General features: G+C 70.0%; 12 protein-coding genes. All 12 read left to right on the top strand.

Going from position 1 to position 13674, the window contains the following annotated elements; translation table 11 throughout:
* Nucleotides 1-29 precede the first annotated feature (29 nt).
* The 12 genes from NKJ47_RS13280 (at nt 30) to NKJ47_RS13225 (ending at nt 12901) form a co-directional block, all read left to right on the top strand.
* Entirely contained in the window at nt 30-1265 is a 1236-nt protein-coding gene (locus NKJ47_RS13280; RefSeq protein ID WP_254458333.1) for an argininosuccinate synthase, read from the top strand.
* Nucleotides 1266-1342: 77 nt separating this feature from the next.
* Nucleotides 1343-1681 carry a nuclear transport factor 2 family protein gene (locus NKJ47_RS13275; protein WP_254458332.1) on the top strand — a complete coding sequence of 113 codons (339 nt, stop codon included), beginning with the start codon at nt 1343-1345 and terminating at the stop codon, nt 1679-1681.
* A gap of 82 nt (nt 1682-1763) precedes the next feature.
* A complete protein-coding gene (locus NKJ47_RS13270) occupies nt 1764-2210 on the top strand; it encodes a GNAT family N-acetyltransferase (protein ID WP_254458331.1) in 447 nt (148 codons plus the stop codon).
* Between the two features lie 6 nt (nt 2211-2216).
* The gene (locus NKJ47_RS13265; RefSeq protein WP_254458330.1) at nt 2217-3314 is read left to right on the top strand and encodes an acetylornithine deacetylase; all 1098 of its coding nucleotides are present in this window, start codon (nt 2217-2219) and stop codon (nt 3312-3314) included.
* A 79-nt stretch (nt 3315-3393) separates the two neighbouring features.
* Entirely contained in the window at nt 3394-4710 is a 1317-nt protein-coding gene (locus NKJ47_RS13260) for an acetylglutamate kinase (RefSeq protein ID WP_254458329.1), read from the top strand.
* A gap of 27 nt (nt 4711-4737) precedes the next feature.
* A complete protein-coding gene (locus tag NKJ47_RS13255) occupies nt 4738-5355 on the top strand; it encodes a GNAT family N-acetyltransferase (protein WP_254458328.1) in 618 nt (205 codons plus the stop codon).
* Entirely contained in the window at nt 5352-6335 is a 984-nt protein-coding gene (gene argC, locus NKJ47_RS13250) for an N-acetyl-gamma-glutamyl-phosphate reductase (RefSeq protein ID WP_254458327.1), read from the top strand. Before NKJ47_RS13255 ends, argC begins: the two co-directional genes overlap by 4 nt.
* A 101-nt stretch (nt 6336-6436) precedes the next feature.
* Entirely contained in the window at nt 6437-7735 is a 1299-nt protein-coding gene (gene argH, locus NKJ47_RS13245) for an argininosuccinate lyase (protein WP_254458326.1), read from the top strand.
* Between the two features lie 156 nt (nt 7736-7891).
* Complete coding sequence (locus NKJ47_RS13240) at nt 7892-8149, top strand: YciI family protein (RefSeq protein WP_254458325.1); 258 nt, start codon at nt 7892-7894, stop codon at nt 8147-8149.
* A 4-nt stretch (nt 8150-8153) separates the two neighbouring features.
* A complete protein-coding gene (proB, locus tag NKJ47_RS13235) occupies nt 8154-9335 on the top strand; it encodes a glutamate 5-kinase (protein WP_254458324.1) in 1182 nt (393 codons plus the stop codon).
* A 164-nt stretch (nt 9336-9499) separates the two neighbouring features.
* Nucleotides 9500-10747 (top strand): glutamate-5-semialdehyde dehydrogenase, encoded by a 1248-nt coding sequence (locus NKJ47_RS13230; protein WP_254458323.1) that lies wholly within the window; start codon nt 9500-9502, stop codon nt 10745-10747.
* Between the two features lie 237 nt (nt 10748-10984).
* A complete protein-coding gene (locus NKJ47_RS13225) occupies nt 10985-12901 on the top strand; it encodes a CocE/NonD family hydrolase (protein ID WP_254458322.1) in 1917 nt (638 codons plus the stop codon).
* Nucleotides 12902-13674 lie beyond the last annotated feature (773 nt).

Genomic DNA, 13674 nt, shown 5'->3' with positions numbered 1-13674 from the left:
CACTTTTACGCGTCATCAAGGAAACCGCCATGAGCACCGCTTCTCCCATTCCCGATTCCCCTGTCTCCACTCCCGGCACCAAGGACATCGTCCTCGCCTTTTCCGGTGGTCTGGACACCAGCTTCTGCATTCCCTACCTGCAGGCCAAGGGCTATGCCGTGCACACGGTGTTCGCCGACACCGGCGGTGTGGATGCCGAGGAGCGCGACTTCATCGAGAAGCGCGCGGCGGAACTGGGGGCGGCCAGCCACGTCACCGTCGACGGCGGCCCGGCGATCTGGGCCGGCTTCGTCAAGCCGTTCGTGTGGGCCGGCGAGGGCTACCAGGGCCAGTACCCGCTGCTGGTGTCCGACCGCTACCTGATCGTCGATGCCGCGCTCAAGCGCGCCGAGGAGCTGGGCACCAAGACCATCGCCCACGGCTGCACCGGCATGGGCAACGACCAGGTGCGCTTCGATCTGGCGGTCAAGGCGCTGGGCGACTACGAGATCGTCGCCCCGATCCGCGAGATCCAGAAGGAACACACCCAGACCCGCGCCTACGAGCAGAAGTACCTGGAAGAGCGCGGCTTCGGCGTGCGCGCCAAGCAGCAGGCCTACACCATCAACGAGAACCTGCTCGGCCTGACCATGTCCGGCGGCGAGATCGACCGCTGGGAAGCGCCGGGCGAGGGCGCCCGCGGCTGGTGCGCGCCGCGCAGCGCGTGGCCGACCGAGCCGCTGACGGTGAAGCTGAAGTTCGTGCAGGGCGAGGCGGTCGAGCTCGATGGCAAGGCGCTGCCGGGCGAGCAGATCCTGGCCAAGCTCAACAAGCTGTTCGCGCCGTACGGCGTGGGCCGCGGCGTGTACACCGGCGACACCGTGATCGGCCTGAAGGGCCGCATCGTGTTCGAGGCGCCGGGCCTGGTGGCGCTGCTGGCCGCGCATCGCGCGCTGGAGGACGCGGTGCTGACCAAGCAGCAGAACCGCTTCAAGCCGGACGTGGCGCGCAAGTGGGTGGAGCTGGTCTACGAAGGCTTCTACCACGATCCGCTGAAGACCGACCTGGAAGCCTTCCTGAAGTCGTCGCAGGCGATGGTCAACGGCGAGGTGACGCTGGAGACCCGCGGCGGCCGCGTCGACGCGGTGGCGGTGAAGTCGCCGCACCTGCTCAACGCCAAGGGCGCGACCTACGCGCAGTCGGCGGACTGGGGCGTGGCCGAGGCCGAGGGCTTCATCAAGCTGTTCGGCATGAGTTCGACGCTGTACGCGCAGGTCAACCGCTGAGTCGTGCCGCGGGTGACCGGACCTCTGGCCCGGTCACCCGTGGAGGATCGTTTGCCTCCCCTCTGGACCGTACCGCCATGTCCGCCGTGATCGAACCGGTCGCGCGGCAGTTCGAAGCGTACAACCGCCGCGACCTGTCCGCCTTCCTTGCCTGCTTCGCCGAGGATTTCGTCTCCTACCGGATGCCGGCCGTGTCGCCTTCGCTGCAGGGCAAGGGCGCGCTCGCCGCGTTCTACGCCGAACACCGCTTCAACAACCCCGCCTTGCGGGCGGAGCTGGTGTCGCGGACGGTGCTGGGCCAGTGGGTGTTCGACCACGAGCGGATCCACGGACTGGCGGCGCAGGCGCTGGAGACCATGGCGGTCTTCGAGGTCAGGGACGCCTTGATCCGCACGGCCTGGTTCTATTCGAGTTGAGCGGCGTGTTCCCCGTTCGTCCGCCTGCGGCAGGCGCTGCCTGCTTGCGCTCCCCATGCGTTCCATGAAGGATCCCGACGCGATGCGTTCCCCGTTGCGTATCAGCACCGACAAGCAGGAACTGGATCTGCCGCTGATCCATCGCTTCCTCAGCGAGCAGGCCTATTGGTGCCTGGGCATCCCGCTGGACACGGTGCGGCGGGCGATCGCCGGTTCCCTGTGCTTCGGCGGCCATCTCGACGGCGCGGGGCAGGTGGCGTTCGCCCGGGTGATCAGCGATGGCGCGACCTTCGGCTATCTCGCCGACGTGTTCGTGCTCGACGCCTACCGCGGCCGCGGCTACGGCAAGCAGCTGGTGGCGGCGGTGATGGCACACCCGCACCTGCAAGGCCTGCGCCGCTTCCTGCTCGCCACCTCCGATGCGCATGCGCTGTACGCCCAGCACGGCTTCGCCGCGCCGGCGCGGCCGCAGACGCTGATGGAAATCGCCCATCCCGACCTCTACCGCACCAGCCCCACGGCGGCCTGACCCACCATGACCGATCTGCTCACCTCCACGCTCGATCACCTGCAGGCGCTGGTGTCCTTCGACACCCGCAACCCGCCGCGCGCGATCGGCCCCGACGGCATCTTCGACTACATCCGCGCGCAGCTGCCCGGCTTCACGGTGGAGGTGATCGACCATGGCGCCGGCGCGGTCAGCCTGTACGCGGTGCGCGGCACGCCGAAGTATCTGTTCAACGTGCATCTGGACACGGTGCCGGATTCGCCGCACTGGAGCGCCGATCCGCACGTCATGCGGCGCCTGGACGATCGCGTGGTCGGCCTGGGCGTGTGCGACATCAAGGGCGCGGCGGCGGCGCTGCTGGCCGCGGCCAACGCCGGCGACGGCGATGCCGCGTTCCTGTTCTCCAGCGACGAGGAAGCCAACGACCCGCGCTGCATCGCCGCGTTCCTGGCCCGCGGCATCGCCTACGAGGCGGTGCTGGTGGCCGAGCCGACCATGAGTGAGGCGGTGCTGGCGCACCGCGGCATCAGTTCGGTGCTGATGCGCTTCGCCGGCCGCGCCGGCCACGCCTCGGGCAAGCAGGACGCCGCGGCCAGCGCGCTGCACCAGGCGATGCGCTGGGGCGGTCGCGCGCTGGACCACGTGGAGTCGCTGGCGCACGCGCGCTTCGGCGGGCTGACCGGGCTGCGCTTCAACATCGGCCGGGTCGAGGGCGGGATCAAGGCCAACATGATCGCGCCGGCCGCGGAGCTGCGCTTCGGCTTCCGGCCGCTGCCGTCGATGGACGTGGACGCCTTGCTGGCGACCTTCGCCGGCTTCGCCGAGCCGGCCGCGGCGCACTTCGAGGAGACCTTCCGCGGACCGAGCCTGCCCTCCGGCGACATCGCCCGCGCCGAGGACAAGCGCCTGGCCGCGCGCGACGTCGCCGATGCGCTGGAGCTGCCGATCGGCAACGCGGTGGACTTCTGGACCGAAGCCTCGCTGTTCTCCGCCGGCGGCTACACCGCGCTGGTCTACGGCCCGGGCGACATCGCCCAGGCGCACACCGCCGACGAGTTCGTGACGCTGGAGCAGCTGCAGCGCTACGCCGCCTCGGTGCACCGCATCATCAACGGCGCGCGCTGAGCCGCGCGCCTTTCCCTGTCGCCCGGACCGATCCCGCGATCGCGTCCACCCCGCATTCCTTCGGACACCGCCCCACGCCATGCACGCCAACCGCCAAACCCGCCAGACCATCGTGCGCCTGCTTTCGAGCATGGCCAGCGCGAAGGAGATCAGCCAGTACCTCAAGCGCTTCTCGCAACTGGACGCCAAGCGCTTCGCCGTGGTCAAGGTCGGCGGCGCGGTGCTGCGCGACGACCTGGAGGCGCTGACCTCCTCGCTGTCGTTCCTGCAGGAGGTGGGGCTGACCCCGATCGTGCTGCACGGCGCCGGTCCGCAGCTGGACACGGAACTGTCCGCCGCCGGCATCGAGAAGCAGACCGTCAACGGCCTACGGGTGACCTCGCCGGAAGCGCTGGCGATCGTGCGCCGGGTGTTCCAGGCCTCCAACCTCAAGCTGGTCGAGGCGCTGCAGCAGAACGGCGCGCGCGCCACCTCGATCACCGGCGGGGTGTTCGAGGCGCAGTACCTGGACCGCGACACCTACGGGCTGGTGGGCGAGGTCACCGCGGTCAACCTGGCGCCGATCGAGGCCAGCCTGCAGGCCGGCTCGATCCCGGTCATCACCAGCCTGGGCGAGACGCCCAGCGGGCAGATCCTCAACATCAACGCCGATTTCGCCGCCAACGAACTGGTGCAGGAACTGCAGCCGTACAAGATCATCTTCCTCACCGGCACCGGCGGCCTGCTCGACGAACAGGGCAGGGTGATCGATTCGATCAACCTGTCCACCGAGTACGACCACCTGATCGCGCAGCCGTGGATCCATGGCGGCATGAAGGTGAAGATCGAGCAGATCAAGGACCTGCTGGACCGGCTGCCGCTGGAGTCGTCGGTGTCGATCACGCGCCCGGCCGACCTGGCCAAGGAACTGTTCACCCACAAGGGCTCGGGCACCCTGGTGCGGCGCGGCGAGAAGGTGCTGCGCGCCACGGCATGGAGCGAGCTGGACCTGCCGCGGCTGAAGACCCTGATCGAATCCAGCTTCGGCCGCACCCTGGTGCCGGACTATTTCGACAGCACCCGGCTGCTGCGCGCCTACGTCAGCGAGAACTACCGCACCGCGGTGATCCTGACCGACGAGGGGGGCTATACCTACCTGGACAAGTTCGCGGTGCTCGACGACGCGCAGGGCGAGGGCCTGGGCCGCGCGGTGTGGAACGTGATGCGCGAGGAGACGCCGCAGCTGTTCTGGCGCTCGCGCCACAACAACCAGGTCAACATCTTCTACTACGCCGAGTCCGACGGCTGCTTCAAGCAGGAAAAATGGAAGGTGTTCTGGTACGGCCTGGAGACCTTCGAGCAGATCCAGCACTGCGTGGCGCACTGCGCCACGCGCACGCCGACCCTGCAGGGTTGAGCGGTCCCTTCGCCTAGGAACGACCCCATGTCCAGCAACGATTCCGCGCTTCCCGAGGCCTGGCGCCGCGTGCCCACGCTGCGCGGCCGCCACGTCAGCCTGGAGCCGCTGCAGGCGGCGCACGCCGAGGGCCTGCGCAACGCCGTGCGCGGCAGCGGCCTGGACGCGCTGTGGTACACCAGCGTGCCGGCGCCGGAGCGGGTGGACGCCTATGTCGCCGCCACGCTGGAGGTGCAGGCGCTGGGCCGGGTGCTGCCGTTCGTGGTGCGCGATGCGCACGGCGAGATCGTCGGCAGCACGCGCTTCTACGGCCTGGATCCGCAGGTGCCGACGCTGTCGATCGGCTACACCTGGTATGCCCCGCGGGTGCAGCGCACCGGCCTGAACACCGAGGCCAAGCTGCTGCTGCTCGGGCATGCCTTCGACACGCTCGGCTGCCTCAGCGTCGTCTTCGAGACCAGTTGGTTCAACCAGGCCTCGCGCACCGCGATCGCGCGGCTGGGGGCCAAGCAGGACGGCGTGCTGCGCAACCACAAGCGCCACCCCGACGGCACCCCGCGCGATACCGTCATCTTCTCCATCATCGATACGGAATGGGCGGGGGTGAAACGCCACCTGCAGTTCCGCCTGGATTCGCACGCATGAGCACGTCTCCCGTCTTCTCCATCGGCATCGTCGGCGCCCGCGGCCACACCGGCGCCGAGTTGATCCGCCTGATCGCCGCGCATCCGCAGCTGCGCCTGGCGTTCCTGTCCTCGCGCGAGCTGGACGGGCAGCGCGTCGATGCGCACCACGACGCCTACCAGGGCGAACTGCGCTACGAGAACCTCGACCCGGAGGCGGTGGCGGCCAAGCGCGCCGACGTGGTGGTGCTGGCGCTGCCCAACGGCAAGGCCGCGCCCTACGTGGCGGCGCTGGACGCGGCGGTCGCCGCCGGTGCGGCCGATCCGATCGTGGTCGATCTGTCCGCCGACTACCGCTTCGACCCGGCCTGGTACTACGGCCTGCCGGAGCTGACCCGCGCGCGCTATGCCGGACAGCGCCGCATCAGCAATCCCGGCTGCTACGCCACCGCGATGCAGCTGGCGATCGCACCGTTGCGCGAGCACCTGGCCGGTCCGCCGCAGTGCTTCGGCGTGTCCGGCTACTCCGGCGCCGGCACCACGCCGTCGGACAAGAACAACCCCGACCTGCTGCGCGACAACCTGATGCCGTACGCGCTGACCGACCACATGCACGAGCGCGAGGTGTCCGCGCAGCTCGGCGTGCCGGTGGAGTTCATGCCGCACGTGGCGCCCCATTTCCGCGGCATCACCATGACCGTGAACCTGTGGCTGCAGCAGCCGCTGAAGCTGGAGGCGGTGCAGCAGCTGTATCGCACGCGCTACGCCGACGAGCCGCTGATCGAGGTGGTGGACGCGGCGCCGTGGGTCAGCCGCATCGCCGGCCGCCACGGCGTGCAGCTCGGCGGTTTCACCCTGGCCCCGGGCAACAAGCGCCTGGTGCTGGTGGCGACGCTGGACAACCTGCTCAAGGGCGCCGCGACGCAGGCGATGCAGAACCTCAATCTGGCGCTGGGCGTGGCCGAGCTGACGTCGATCCCGTCAATGCACGCGCCGGAGTAGGGCGCCCACGTCAGTGCTGCATCTATAACGGACGCAGCGCGCCGCTTTCCGAATCCCCATTCCCCAATCCCCATTCCCCAATCCCCATTCCCGGCTTCCCAATGACCACTCTCCTCTGGCAAAAACCCGGCGTCGCCGTCGACACCCAGATCCAGGCGTTCCTGGCCGGTGACGACGTGCTCCTGGACCGCGAGTTCTTCCTGCACGACATCGCCGCCAGCGGCGCGCACGCCGAAGGCCTGCGGCGCATCGGCATCCTGTCCGCCGACGAACTGGCCGGGCTGCAGCGCGAGCTGGCGGTACTGGCCGAGGATTTCTGCAGCGGCGCGTTCGTGCTGGATGCGCGCTTCGAGGACGGCCACTCGGCGATCGAGGCGCGGCTGACCGAACGCCTGGGCGATGCCGGGCGCAAGATCCACACCGGGCGCAGCCGCAACGACCAGATCCTGGTCGCCACCCGGCTGTGGCTGAAGGACAAGCTGGCGCGGCTGGCGCAGTTGAGCGCGGAGATCGCCAAGGTCGCGCTGGACCGCGCGCAGGCCGAGCGCGACCTGCCGGTGCCTGGCTACACCCACATCCAGCGCGCCGTGGTGTCCTCGGCCGGCATGTGGTGGGCGGGCTGGGCCGAGGCCTTCATCGACGATGCGCTGCGCGCCCAGGACACCTTGCGCCTGGTCGACTGCAATCCGCTCGGCACCGCCGCCGGCTACGGCGTCAACCTGCCGCTGGACCGTGCGCATACGACCGCCGCGCTGGGCTTCGCGCGCCTGCAGGTCAGCCCGATCTACGCGCAGCTCTCGCGCGGCAAGTTCGAGATGGCCGCGCTGGAAGCGCTGGGCAGCGCCACCCTGGACCTGCGTCGCCTGGCCTGGGACCTGTCGCTGTTCACCAGCGGCGAATTCGGCTTCGTCGCGCTGCCGGCGCAGTACACCACCGGCAGCTCGATCATGCCCAACAAGCGCAACCCGGATGTGATCGAGCTGATGCGCGCCACCCACGCCAGCGTGGCCGCGGCGCGCACCGAGATCGAACAGTTGCTGTCGCTGCCGTCGGGCTATCACCGCGACCTGCAGAGCAGCAAGGGCGCGATCTTCCACGGCTTCGGCCGCGGCCTGGCGGCGCTGGAGCTGCTGCCGGCGCTGCTGGCCAACCTGGAGTGGCGCGAGGACAAGCTGCGCGCGGCGATCGATTCGGGCATGTACGCCACCGACGTGGCGGTGGAAGCCGCGGTGGCCGGCGTGCCGTTCCGCGAGGCCTACCAGGCCGCCGCCGCGTCCGCCGACAGTGCGGGGCAGGGGCGCACGCCGGAAGGCAGCCTGGCCGCGCGGGTCTCGCCCGGTGCCGCCGCCGATCTGCGCCTTGACGAGCTGCAGGCGCGTTGGCACGCGCTGGGCGGCTGATTCCTTGGAGAGGCTTCGGCCCCGCGCCTTGATCCTGTGGGAGGGGCTTCAGCCCCGACGCCTCAGCGCTAACGCGTCGGGGCTGAAGCCCCTCCCACAAACAGCATTCGCTGCGACGCCGAACATTCAAACCGATTGCAGAAGGAACGCCGTACGATGAAATACTACCTGGTGCTGGCGATGCGCAAACCCAACTTCGACGAGAGCGTGGTCGCCCCGCACTTGGCCTTCCTCGACGACCTGCGCGCACGCGGCTTGCTGGCGCTGACCGGCGGTTTCAGCGACCGCAGCGGCGGTGCCTACCTACTGCAGGGCGTGGACGACCTGGCGCAGGCGCAGGCGATCGTCGCCGCCGATCCGTTGGCGATCCAGGGCAGCTCCGATCTCACCGTGTACGAATGGAACACGCGCTGATCCAATGACCACACAAACGCCATCGCCCTTCGCCGAACAACGCCTGCCGCCCTGGCGGCGCGCGGTGCTCAAGGTCGGCAGCAGCCTGCTGGCCGCCGACGGTGGCGGCCTGACTCCGCGCTTCGCGCTGGGCCTGGCGCAGTTCGTGTCGGCCAACCTGGCGGCCGGCCGCGAACTGGTGATCGTGTCCTCCGGTGCGGTCGCCGCCGGCCGCGCCATCGTGCCGAAGGCCGCCGAAGCGGGCGCGGCGCTGGCCGCGCGGCAGGCGCTGGCCGCGCTCGGCCAGGCGCAGCTGATCGCGCTGTGGCAGCGCTTCTTCGAACGGCCGGTGGCGCAGGTGCTGCTGACCCACGACGACCTGCGCAACCGCCGTCGCTACCTCAACGCACGCGCCACCCTGGGCGAGCTGCTGCGGCTGGGCGCGCTGCCGGTGGTCAACGAGAACGACACGGTCTCGGTGGACGAACTCAAGCTCGGCGACAACGACAATCTCGCCGCGATCGTCGCCGCCCTGGTCGATGCCGATGCGCTGTTCATCGCCACCGACATCGACGGCCTGTACACCGCCGACCCGCGCCGCGACCCGCAGGCGCAGCCGCTGCACGAGGTACGGGAGCTGAGCGCGGCGGTGTTGGCGATGGCCGGCGGCAGCGGCAGCGGCGTGGGCACCGGCGGCATGCGCACCAAACTGGAGGCCGCGGCCAAGGCCGGCGCCGCCGGCATCGAGACCTATCTGTTCAACGGGCGCAGCGCCGAGGTGGTGCGCGGCCTGGCCCAGGACCGCCTGCGCGGCACCCGCATCCATGCCGCGCGCACCCGCATCGCCGCGCGCAAGTACTGGCTGCGCCACGTCCCGGTGGAGCCGGGCGCGATCCTGGTCGATGCCGGCGCTGCGGCCGCCTTGCGCGACAAGGGCGCCTCGCTGCTGCCGGGCGGCGTCGCCGGCGCCGTGGGCGAGTTCCGCCGCGGCGACATGGTCGAGGTGCGCCTGCGCGACGCGGCCGGCGAGCACTGCCTGGCGCGCGGCGTCAGCCAGTACGCGGCAGTGGACATCCGCCGCATCGCCGGCCGCCACTCGCGCGACATCGAGGCGATCCTGGGCTACAACTACGGCGAGAACGTGATTCATCGGGACGATCTGGTGGTGTTGCGGGAATCGGGAATCGGGAATGGGGAATCGGTCTGAGCGCGCCAGCCCCGCGCCGATCGCGCCGCAACGCCGACACCCGCGTCGCGCCTCGCGCTCGCCGCCGCTCATTCCCCCGGCATAGCGCGTAGCCTTTTCGAATCCCGAATCCCGAATCCCGAATCCCGAATCCCGAATCCCGAATCCCGCCACCGGAGCCCCCAATGACCTCCATCCGCACCCAGGCCCTGCAATGCCGCGATGCCGCGCAAGTGCTGGCGCAGTTGTCGTCCTCGGCCAAGCAGGCCTTGCTGCAGGCGATGGCGGCGGCGCTGGAAGCCGATGCGGAGGCGATCCTGGCCGCCAATGCGCGCGATCTGGAGGCGGCGCGGGCCAAGGAGGTCGGCAGTGCGATGCTGGATCGGCTGGCGCTGGACCGCAAGCGCCTGGACGGCATCGCCGCGGCGCTGCGCGAGGTGGCGGCCTTGCCCGATCCGGTCGGCCAGGTCACCCGCGACGACGTGCGCCCCAACGGCATCCGCGTGCAGAAGATCCGCGTGCCGCTGGGCGTGGTGGCGATGATCTACGAGGCGCGGCCGAACGTCACCGCCGACGCCGCGGCGCTGTGCATCAAGGCCGGCAACGGGGTGATCCTGCGCGGCGGTTCCGAGGCGATCCACTCCAACACCGCCATCGCCGCGGCGCTGCGCCGGGCGCTGCGCGAGGCCGGCATCGGCGAGGCCGCGCTGACCCTGGTCGAGGACCTGCGCCGCGAGACCATGCTGGAACTGCTGCAGCTCCACGACATCGTCGACCTGGCGATCCCGCGCGGCGGCGAGGGCCTGATCCGCTTCGTCGCCGAGCATGCGCGGGTGCCGGTGATCAAGCACTACAAGGGCGTGTGCCATCTGTTCGTCGATGCCTCGGCGGACCTGGAGCTGGCGGTGAAGCTGCTCATCGACGGCAAGACCACGCGGCCGGCCGCCTGCAATTCCCTGGAGACGCTGCTGGTGCACGCCGACGTCGCCGCGCGCTTCCTGCCGCTGGCGGCGCAGGCGCTGCGCCAGCGCGGCGTCGCCCTGCGCGGCGATGCCGCCACCCGCGCGCTGCTGCCGGACATCGACAGCGCCAGCGACGACGACTACGCCGCCGAGTACCTGGACCTGATCCTGGCGGTGGCGGTGGTGCCGGACCTGGACGCGGCGATCGCGCACATCCGCCGCTACGGCTCGGACCATACCGAGGTCATCGCGACCGGCGATCCCGCCAACGCCGAGGCGTTCGTGCAGGCGCTGCGCGCGGCGGTGGTGATGGTCAACGCCTCCTCGCGCTTCTCCGACGGCGGCGAACTGGGCCTGGGCACGGAGATCGGCATCTCCACCACGCGCCTGCACGCCTACGGCCCGATGGGCCTGGAAGCGCTGACCGTGGAGCGCTTCGTGGTGCGCGGCGAAGGCCAAGTGCGGCACTGACAGGCCGCGTCGCGCGGCCTCACCCGGATCGCTGCCGTCGGCGGCGCTGCCGGGCGCTGGCTGCCATGATCGCGGGCGGCATCCTTACGTCTGCCCCATGGTGCCCGGCGTCGGCCTGGGCCGATCGCACGTTGCCGGCGCCGCGACCGCAGCGGGCGACCCAGCCTTCGTCACTTGCCTAGCGCCGCGGGCTCGCCTAGCGTCGGGGGTTCGCCTTCTCTCGGGATCCCATCGCTCATGCGCCGCATCGCTCCCTGCCTGCTCGCCGCCGCTATCGCCCTCGCCACCACCGGCGCCGCGTTCGCCCAGACCGCGCCGATGACGCCGGACATCACCGGCAAACCGTTCGTCGCGCCGACCGCGGCCAACGACTACGTCAAGCGCGAGGTGATGATCCCGATGCGCGACGGGGTCAAGCTGCACACGGTGATCGTGCTGCCCAAGGGCGCGCACGGCGCGCCAATCCTGTTGACCCGCACGCCCTACGACGCCAGCGGCCGCGCCAGCCGCCTGGCCTCGCCGCACATGCGCGATCTGCTGCCGCAGGGCGACGAGGTGTTCGTCGACGGCGGCTACATCCGGGTGTTCCAGGACATCCGCGGCAAATACGGCTCGGAGGGCGACTACGTGGTGACCCGGCCGCTGCGCGGGCCGCTCAACCCGACCAAGGTCGACCACGCCACCGACGCCTGGGACACCATCGACTGGCTGGTCAAGCACGTGCCCGAATCCAACGGCAAGGTCGGCATGATCGGTTCGTCCTACGAGGGCTTCACCGTGGTGATGGCGCTGGCCGATCCGCACCCGGCGCTGAAGGTGGCCGCGCCGGAAAGCCCGATGATCGACGGCTGGATGGGCGACGACTGGCTCAACTACGGCGCCTTCCGCCAGGTCAACCTGGACTACTTCACCGGCCAGATGACCCGGCGCGGCAAGGGCGAGGGCATCCCGCGCCAGGACTACGACGACTACAGCAATTTCCTGCGCGCCGGCTCGGCCGGCGACTACGCCAAGGCCGCCGGGCTGGAGCAGTTGCCGTGGTGGCGCAAGCTCACCGAGCACCCGGCCTACGATGCGTTCTGGCAGGAGCAGGCGCTGGACAAGGTGATGGCGCGCACCCCGCTGAAGGTGCCGACGATGTGGCTGCAGGGGCTGTGGGACCAGGAAGACATGTGGGGCGCGATCCACAGCTACGAGGCGATGGAGCCGCGCGACACCGGCAACGACAGGAACTACCTGGTGATGGGGCCGTGGCGGCACAGCCAGGTCAACTACGAGGGCGCCTCGCTGGGCGCGCTGCAGTTCGACGGCGACACCGCGCTGCAGTTCCGCCGCGACGTGCTCAAGCCGTTCTTCGACCAGTACCTGGTCGATGGCGCGCCCAAGGCCGACACGCCGCCGGTGCTGATCTACGACACCGGCGCCAACCACTGGGACCGCCTGCAGCGCTGGCCGCTGAGCTGCGCGCAGGGCTGCCCGGCGCAGAGCAAGCCGCTGTACCTGGAGGCCGGCGGCCGCGTCTCGTTCGAGGCGCCCAAGGCCGGGCAGGGCGAGTACACCGAGTACGTGTCCGACCCGGCCAAGCCGGTGCCGTTCGTGCCGCGCCCGGTGGTGTTCGGCGACCGCGACATGTGGACCACCTGGCTGGTGCACGACCAGCGCTTCGTCGACGGCCGCCCGGACGTGCTGACCTTCGTCAGCGAGCCGCTGCAGGCGCCGCTGCGCATCGCCGGCGCGCCGCAGGTGCACCTGCAGGCCTCCACCAGCGGCAGCGACAGCGACTGGGTGGTGAAGCTGATCGACGTGTATCCGGACCAGATGGCCTCCGCGCCGAAGCTGGGCGGCTACGAGCTGCCGGTGTCGCTGGCGATCTTCCGCGGCCGCTACCGCGAGAGCTTCGAGCATCCGGCGCCGCTGACCCCGAACCAGCCGCTGGCCTACAGCTTCGGCCTGCCCACCGCCAACCACACCTTCGAGCGCGGCCATCGGGTGATGGTGCAGGTGCAGTCCAGCCTGTTCCCGCTGTACGACCGCAATCCGCAGACCTACGTGCCCAACATCTACTTCGCCAAGCCGGGCGATTACCAGGAGGCGACGCAGCGGATCTGGCACACGCCGCAGCAGGCCAGTTTCATCAGTCTGCCGGTGTACTGAGCCCGGGAGTGCGGCGCACCGGCGGCGCGGCGGCACGCGCCGCGCCGCCGGCCGTCCGGGGGCGGTGGGCCGATCGCCGTGCCAGGCGCGGGCGTGGACCAGCGCCTGGCCCCCATGCAGTCGTCGCGTGACCGCAATTGCGTGACCGCGGAAGCCGCCAGCCCGGCGCGGTCCGGCGAGTGCGGCCGACCTCCGACGTTGGCGCAACCGCCCGGCTGTTTTTCATGCAGCCACGCCGGTCGGCGCCAATTTTCCGTGGTTTTGCGCAAGACCCTTGAAACACTCGCAGCAGGCTTTGTGAAAAAAGCGTGGCTGTTGCGTGGTGCGAAACACAGTTATGTGACAAATTTGTGTCAGTTTATTGCCTTCATGTGTCGCCGTTGCCAATGATTGGCGCGTGCAAACGGAAGGGGGGACCGCATAACGCCAGTTCGCTGGCGGATATGCGGCACGATCGATCCGGACCTGAGGTTGGGCACCTCGCATGTCAGGCGAGGCATGTCGGCGCAGCGTCACCTGCACAGGGTTTTTGCCGTCTTGCTGTCTGAACTGCTCTGGCTTTTATCAGGAGTGCCCGTGATGTCATTGGACACCGCCGGTTCGTCTCGTTCGCCCCGCCCCGCAGCGCCGCGCCGCCGCCCGCTTCATCCTGCGATTTCCCCTTTGCAACGATACCGACGCTAGCCGCCGCTACGTCCATCGCGACGTGGCGCCTGGCTGTTCGTGCGCTGCGTTGCTCGATCACCGATCCAATGCGTGTCGTGGACCAACAG

Origin of the sequence: Xanthomonas sacchari, from assembly GCF_024266585.1 — a bacterium.
Lineage (GTDB): Bacteria > Pseudomonadota > Gammaproteobacteria > Xanthomonadales > Xanthomonadaceae > Xanthomonas_A > Xanthomonas_A sacchari_C.
The sequence above is the reverse complement of the archived record's forward strand: the minus strand, read 5'-3'. Positions and strand labels throughout refer to the sequence as shown.

What these genes read in the sequence shown, in the direction of transcription:
- NKJ47_RS13280 (WP_254458333.1), top strand. Translation starts at nt 30, where the DNA reads ATGAGCACCGCTTCTCCCATTCCCGATTCCCCTGTCTCCACTCCCGGC.
- NKJ47_RS13275 (WP_254458332.1), top strand. Translation starts at nt 1,343, where the DNA reads ATGTCCGCCGTGATCGAACCGGTCGCGCGGCAGTTCGAAGCGTACAAC.
- NKJ47_RS13270 (WP_254458331.1), top strand. Translation starts at nt 1,764, where the DNA reads ATGCGTTCCCCGTTGCGTATCAGCACCGACAAGCAGGAACTGGATCTG.
- NKJ47_RS13265 (WP_254458330.1), top strand. Translation starts at nt 2,217, where the DNA reads ATGACCGATCTGCTCACCTCCACGCTCGATCACCTGCAGGCGCTGGTG.
- NKJ47_RS13260 (WP_254458329.1), top strand. Translation starts at nt 3,394, where the DNA reads ATGCACGCCAACCGCCAAACCCGCCAGACCATCGTGCGCCTGCTTTCG.
- NKJ47_RS13255 (WP_254458328.1), top strand. Translation starts at nt 4,738, where the DNA reads ATGTCCAGCAACGATTCCGCGCTTCCCGAGGCCTGGCGCCGCGTGCCC.
- argC (WP_254458327.1), top strand. Translation starts at nt 5,352, where the DNA reads ATGAGCACGTCTCCCGTCTTCTCCATCGGCATCGTCGGCGCCCGCGGC.
- argH (WP_254458326.1), top strand. Translation starts at nt 6,437, where the DNA reads ATGACCACTCTCCTCTGGCAAAAACCCGGCGTCGCCGTCGACACCCAG.
- NKJ47_RS13240 (WP_254458325.1), top strand. Translation starts at nt 7,892, where the DNA reads ATGAAATACTACCTGGTGCTGGCGATGCGCAAACCCAACTTCGACGAG.
- proB (WP_254458324.1), top strand. Translation starts at nt 8,154, where the DNA reads ATGACCACACAAACGCCATCGCCCTTCGCCGAACAACGCCTGCCGCCC.
- NKJ47_RS13230 (WP_254458323.1), top strand. Translation starts at nt 9,500, where the DNA reads ATGACCTCCATCCGCACCCAGGCCCTGCAATGCCGCGATGCCGCGCAA.
- NKJ47_RS13225 (WP_254458322.1), top strand. Translation starts at nt 10,985, where the DNA reads ATGCGCCGCATCGCTCCCTGCCTGCTCGCCGCCGCTATCGCCCTCGCC.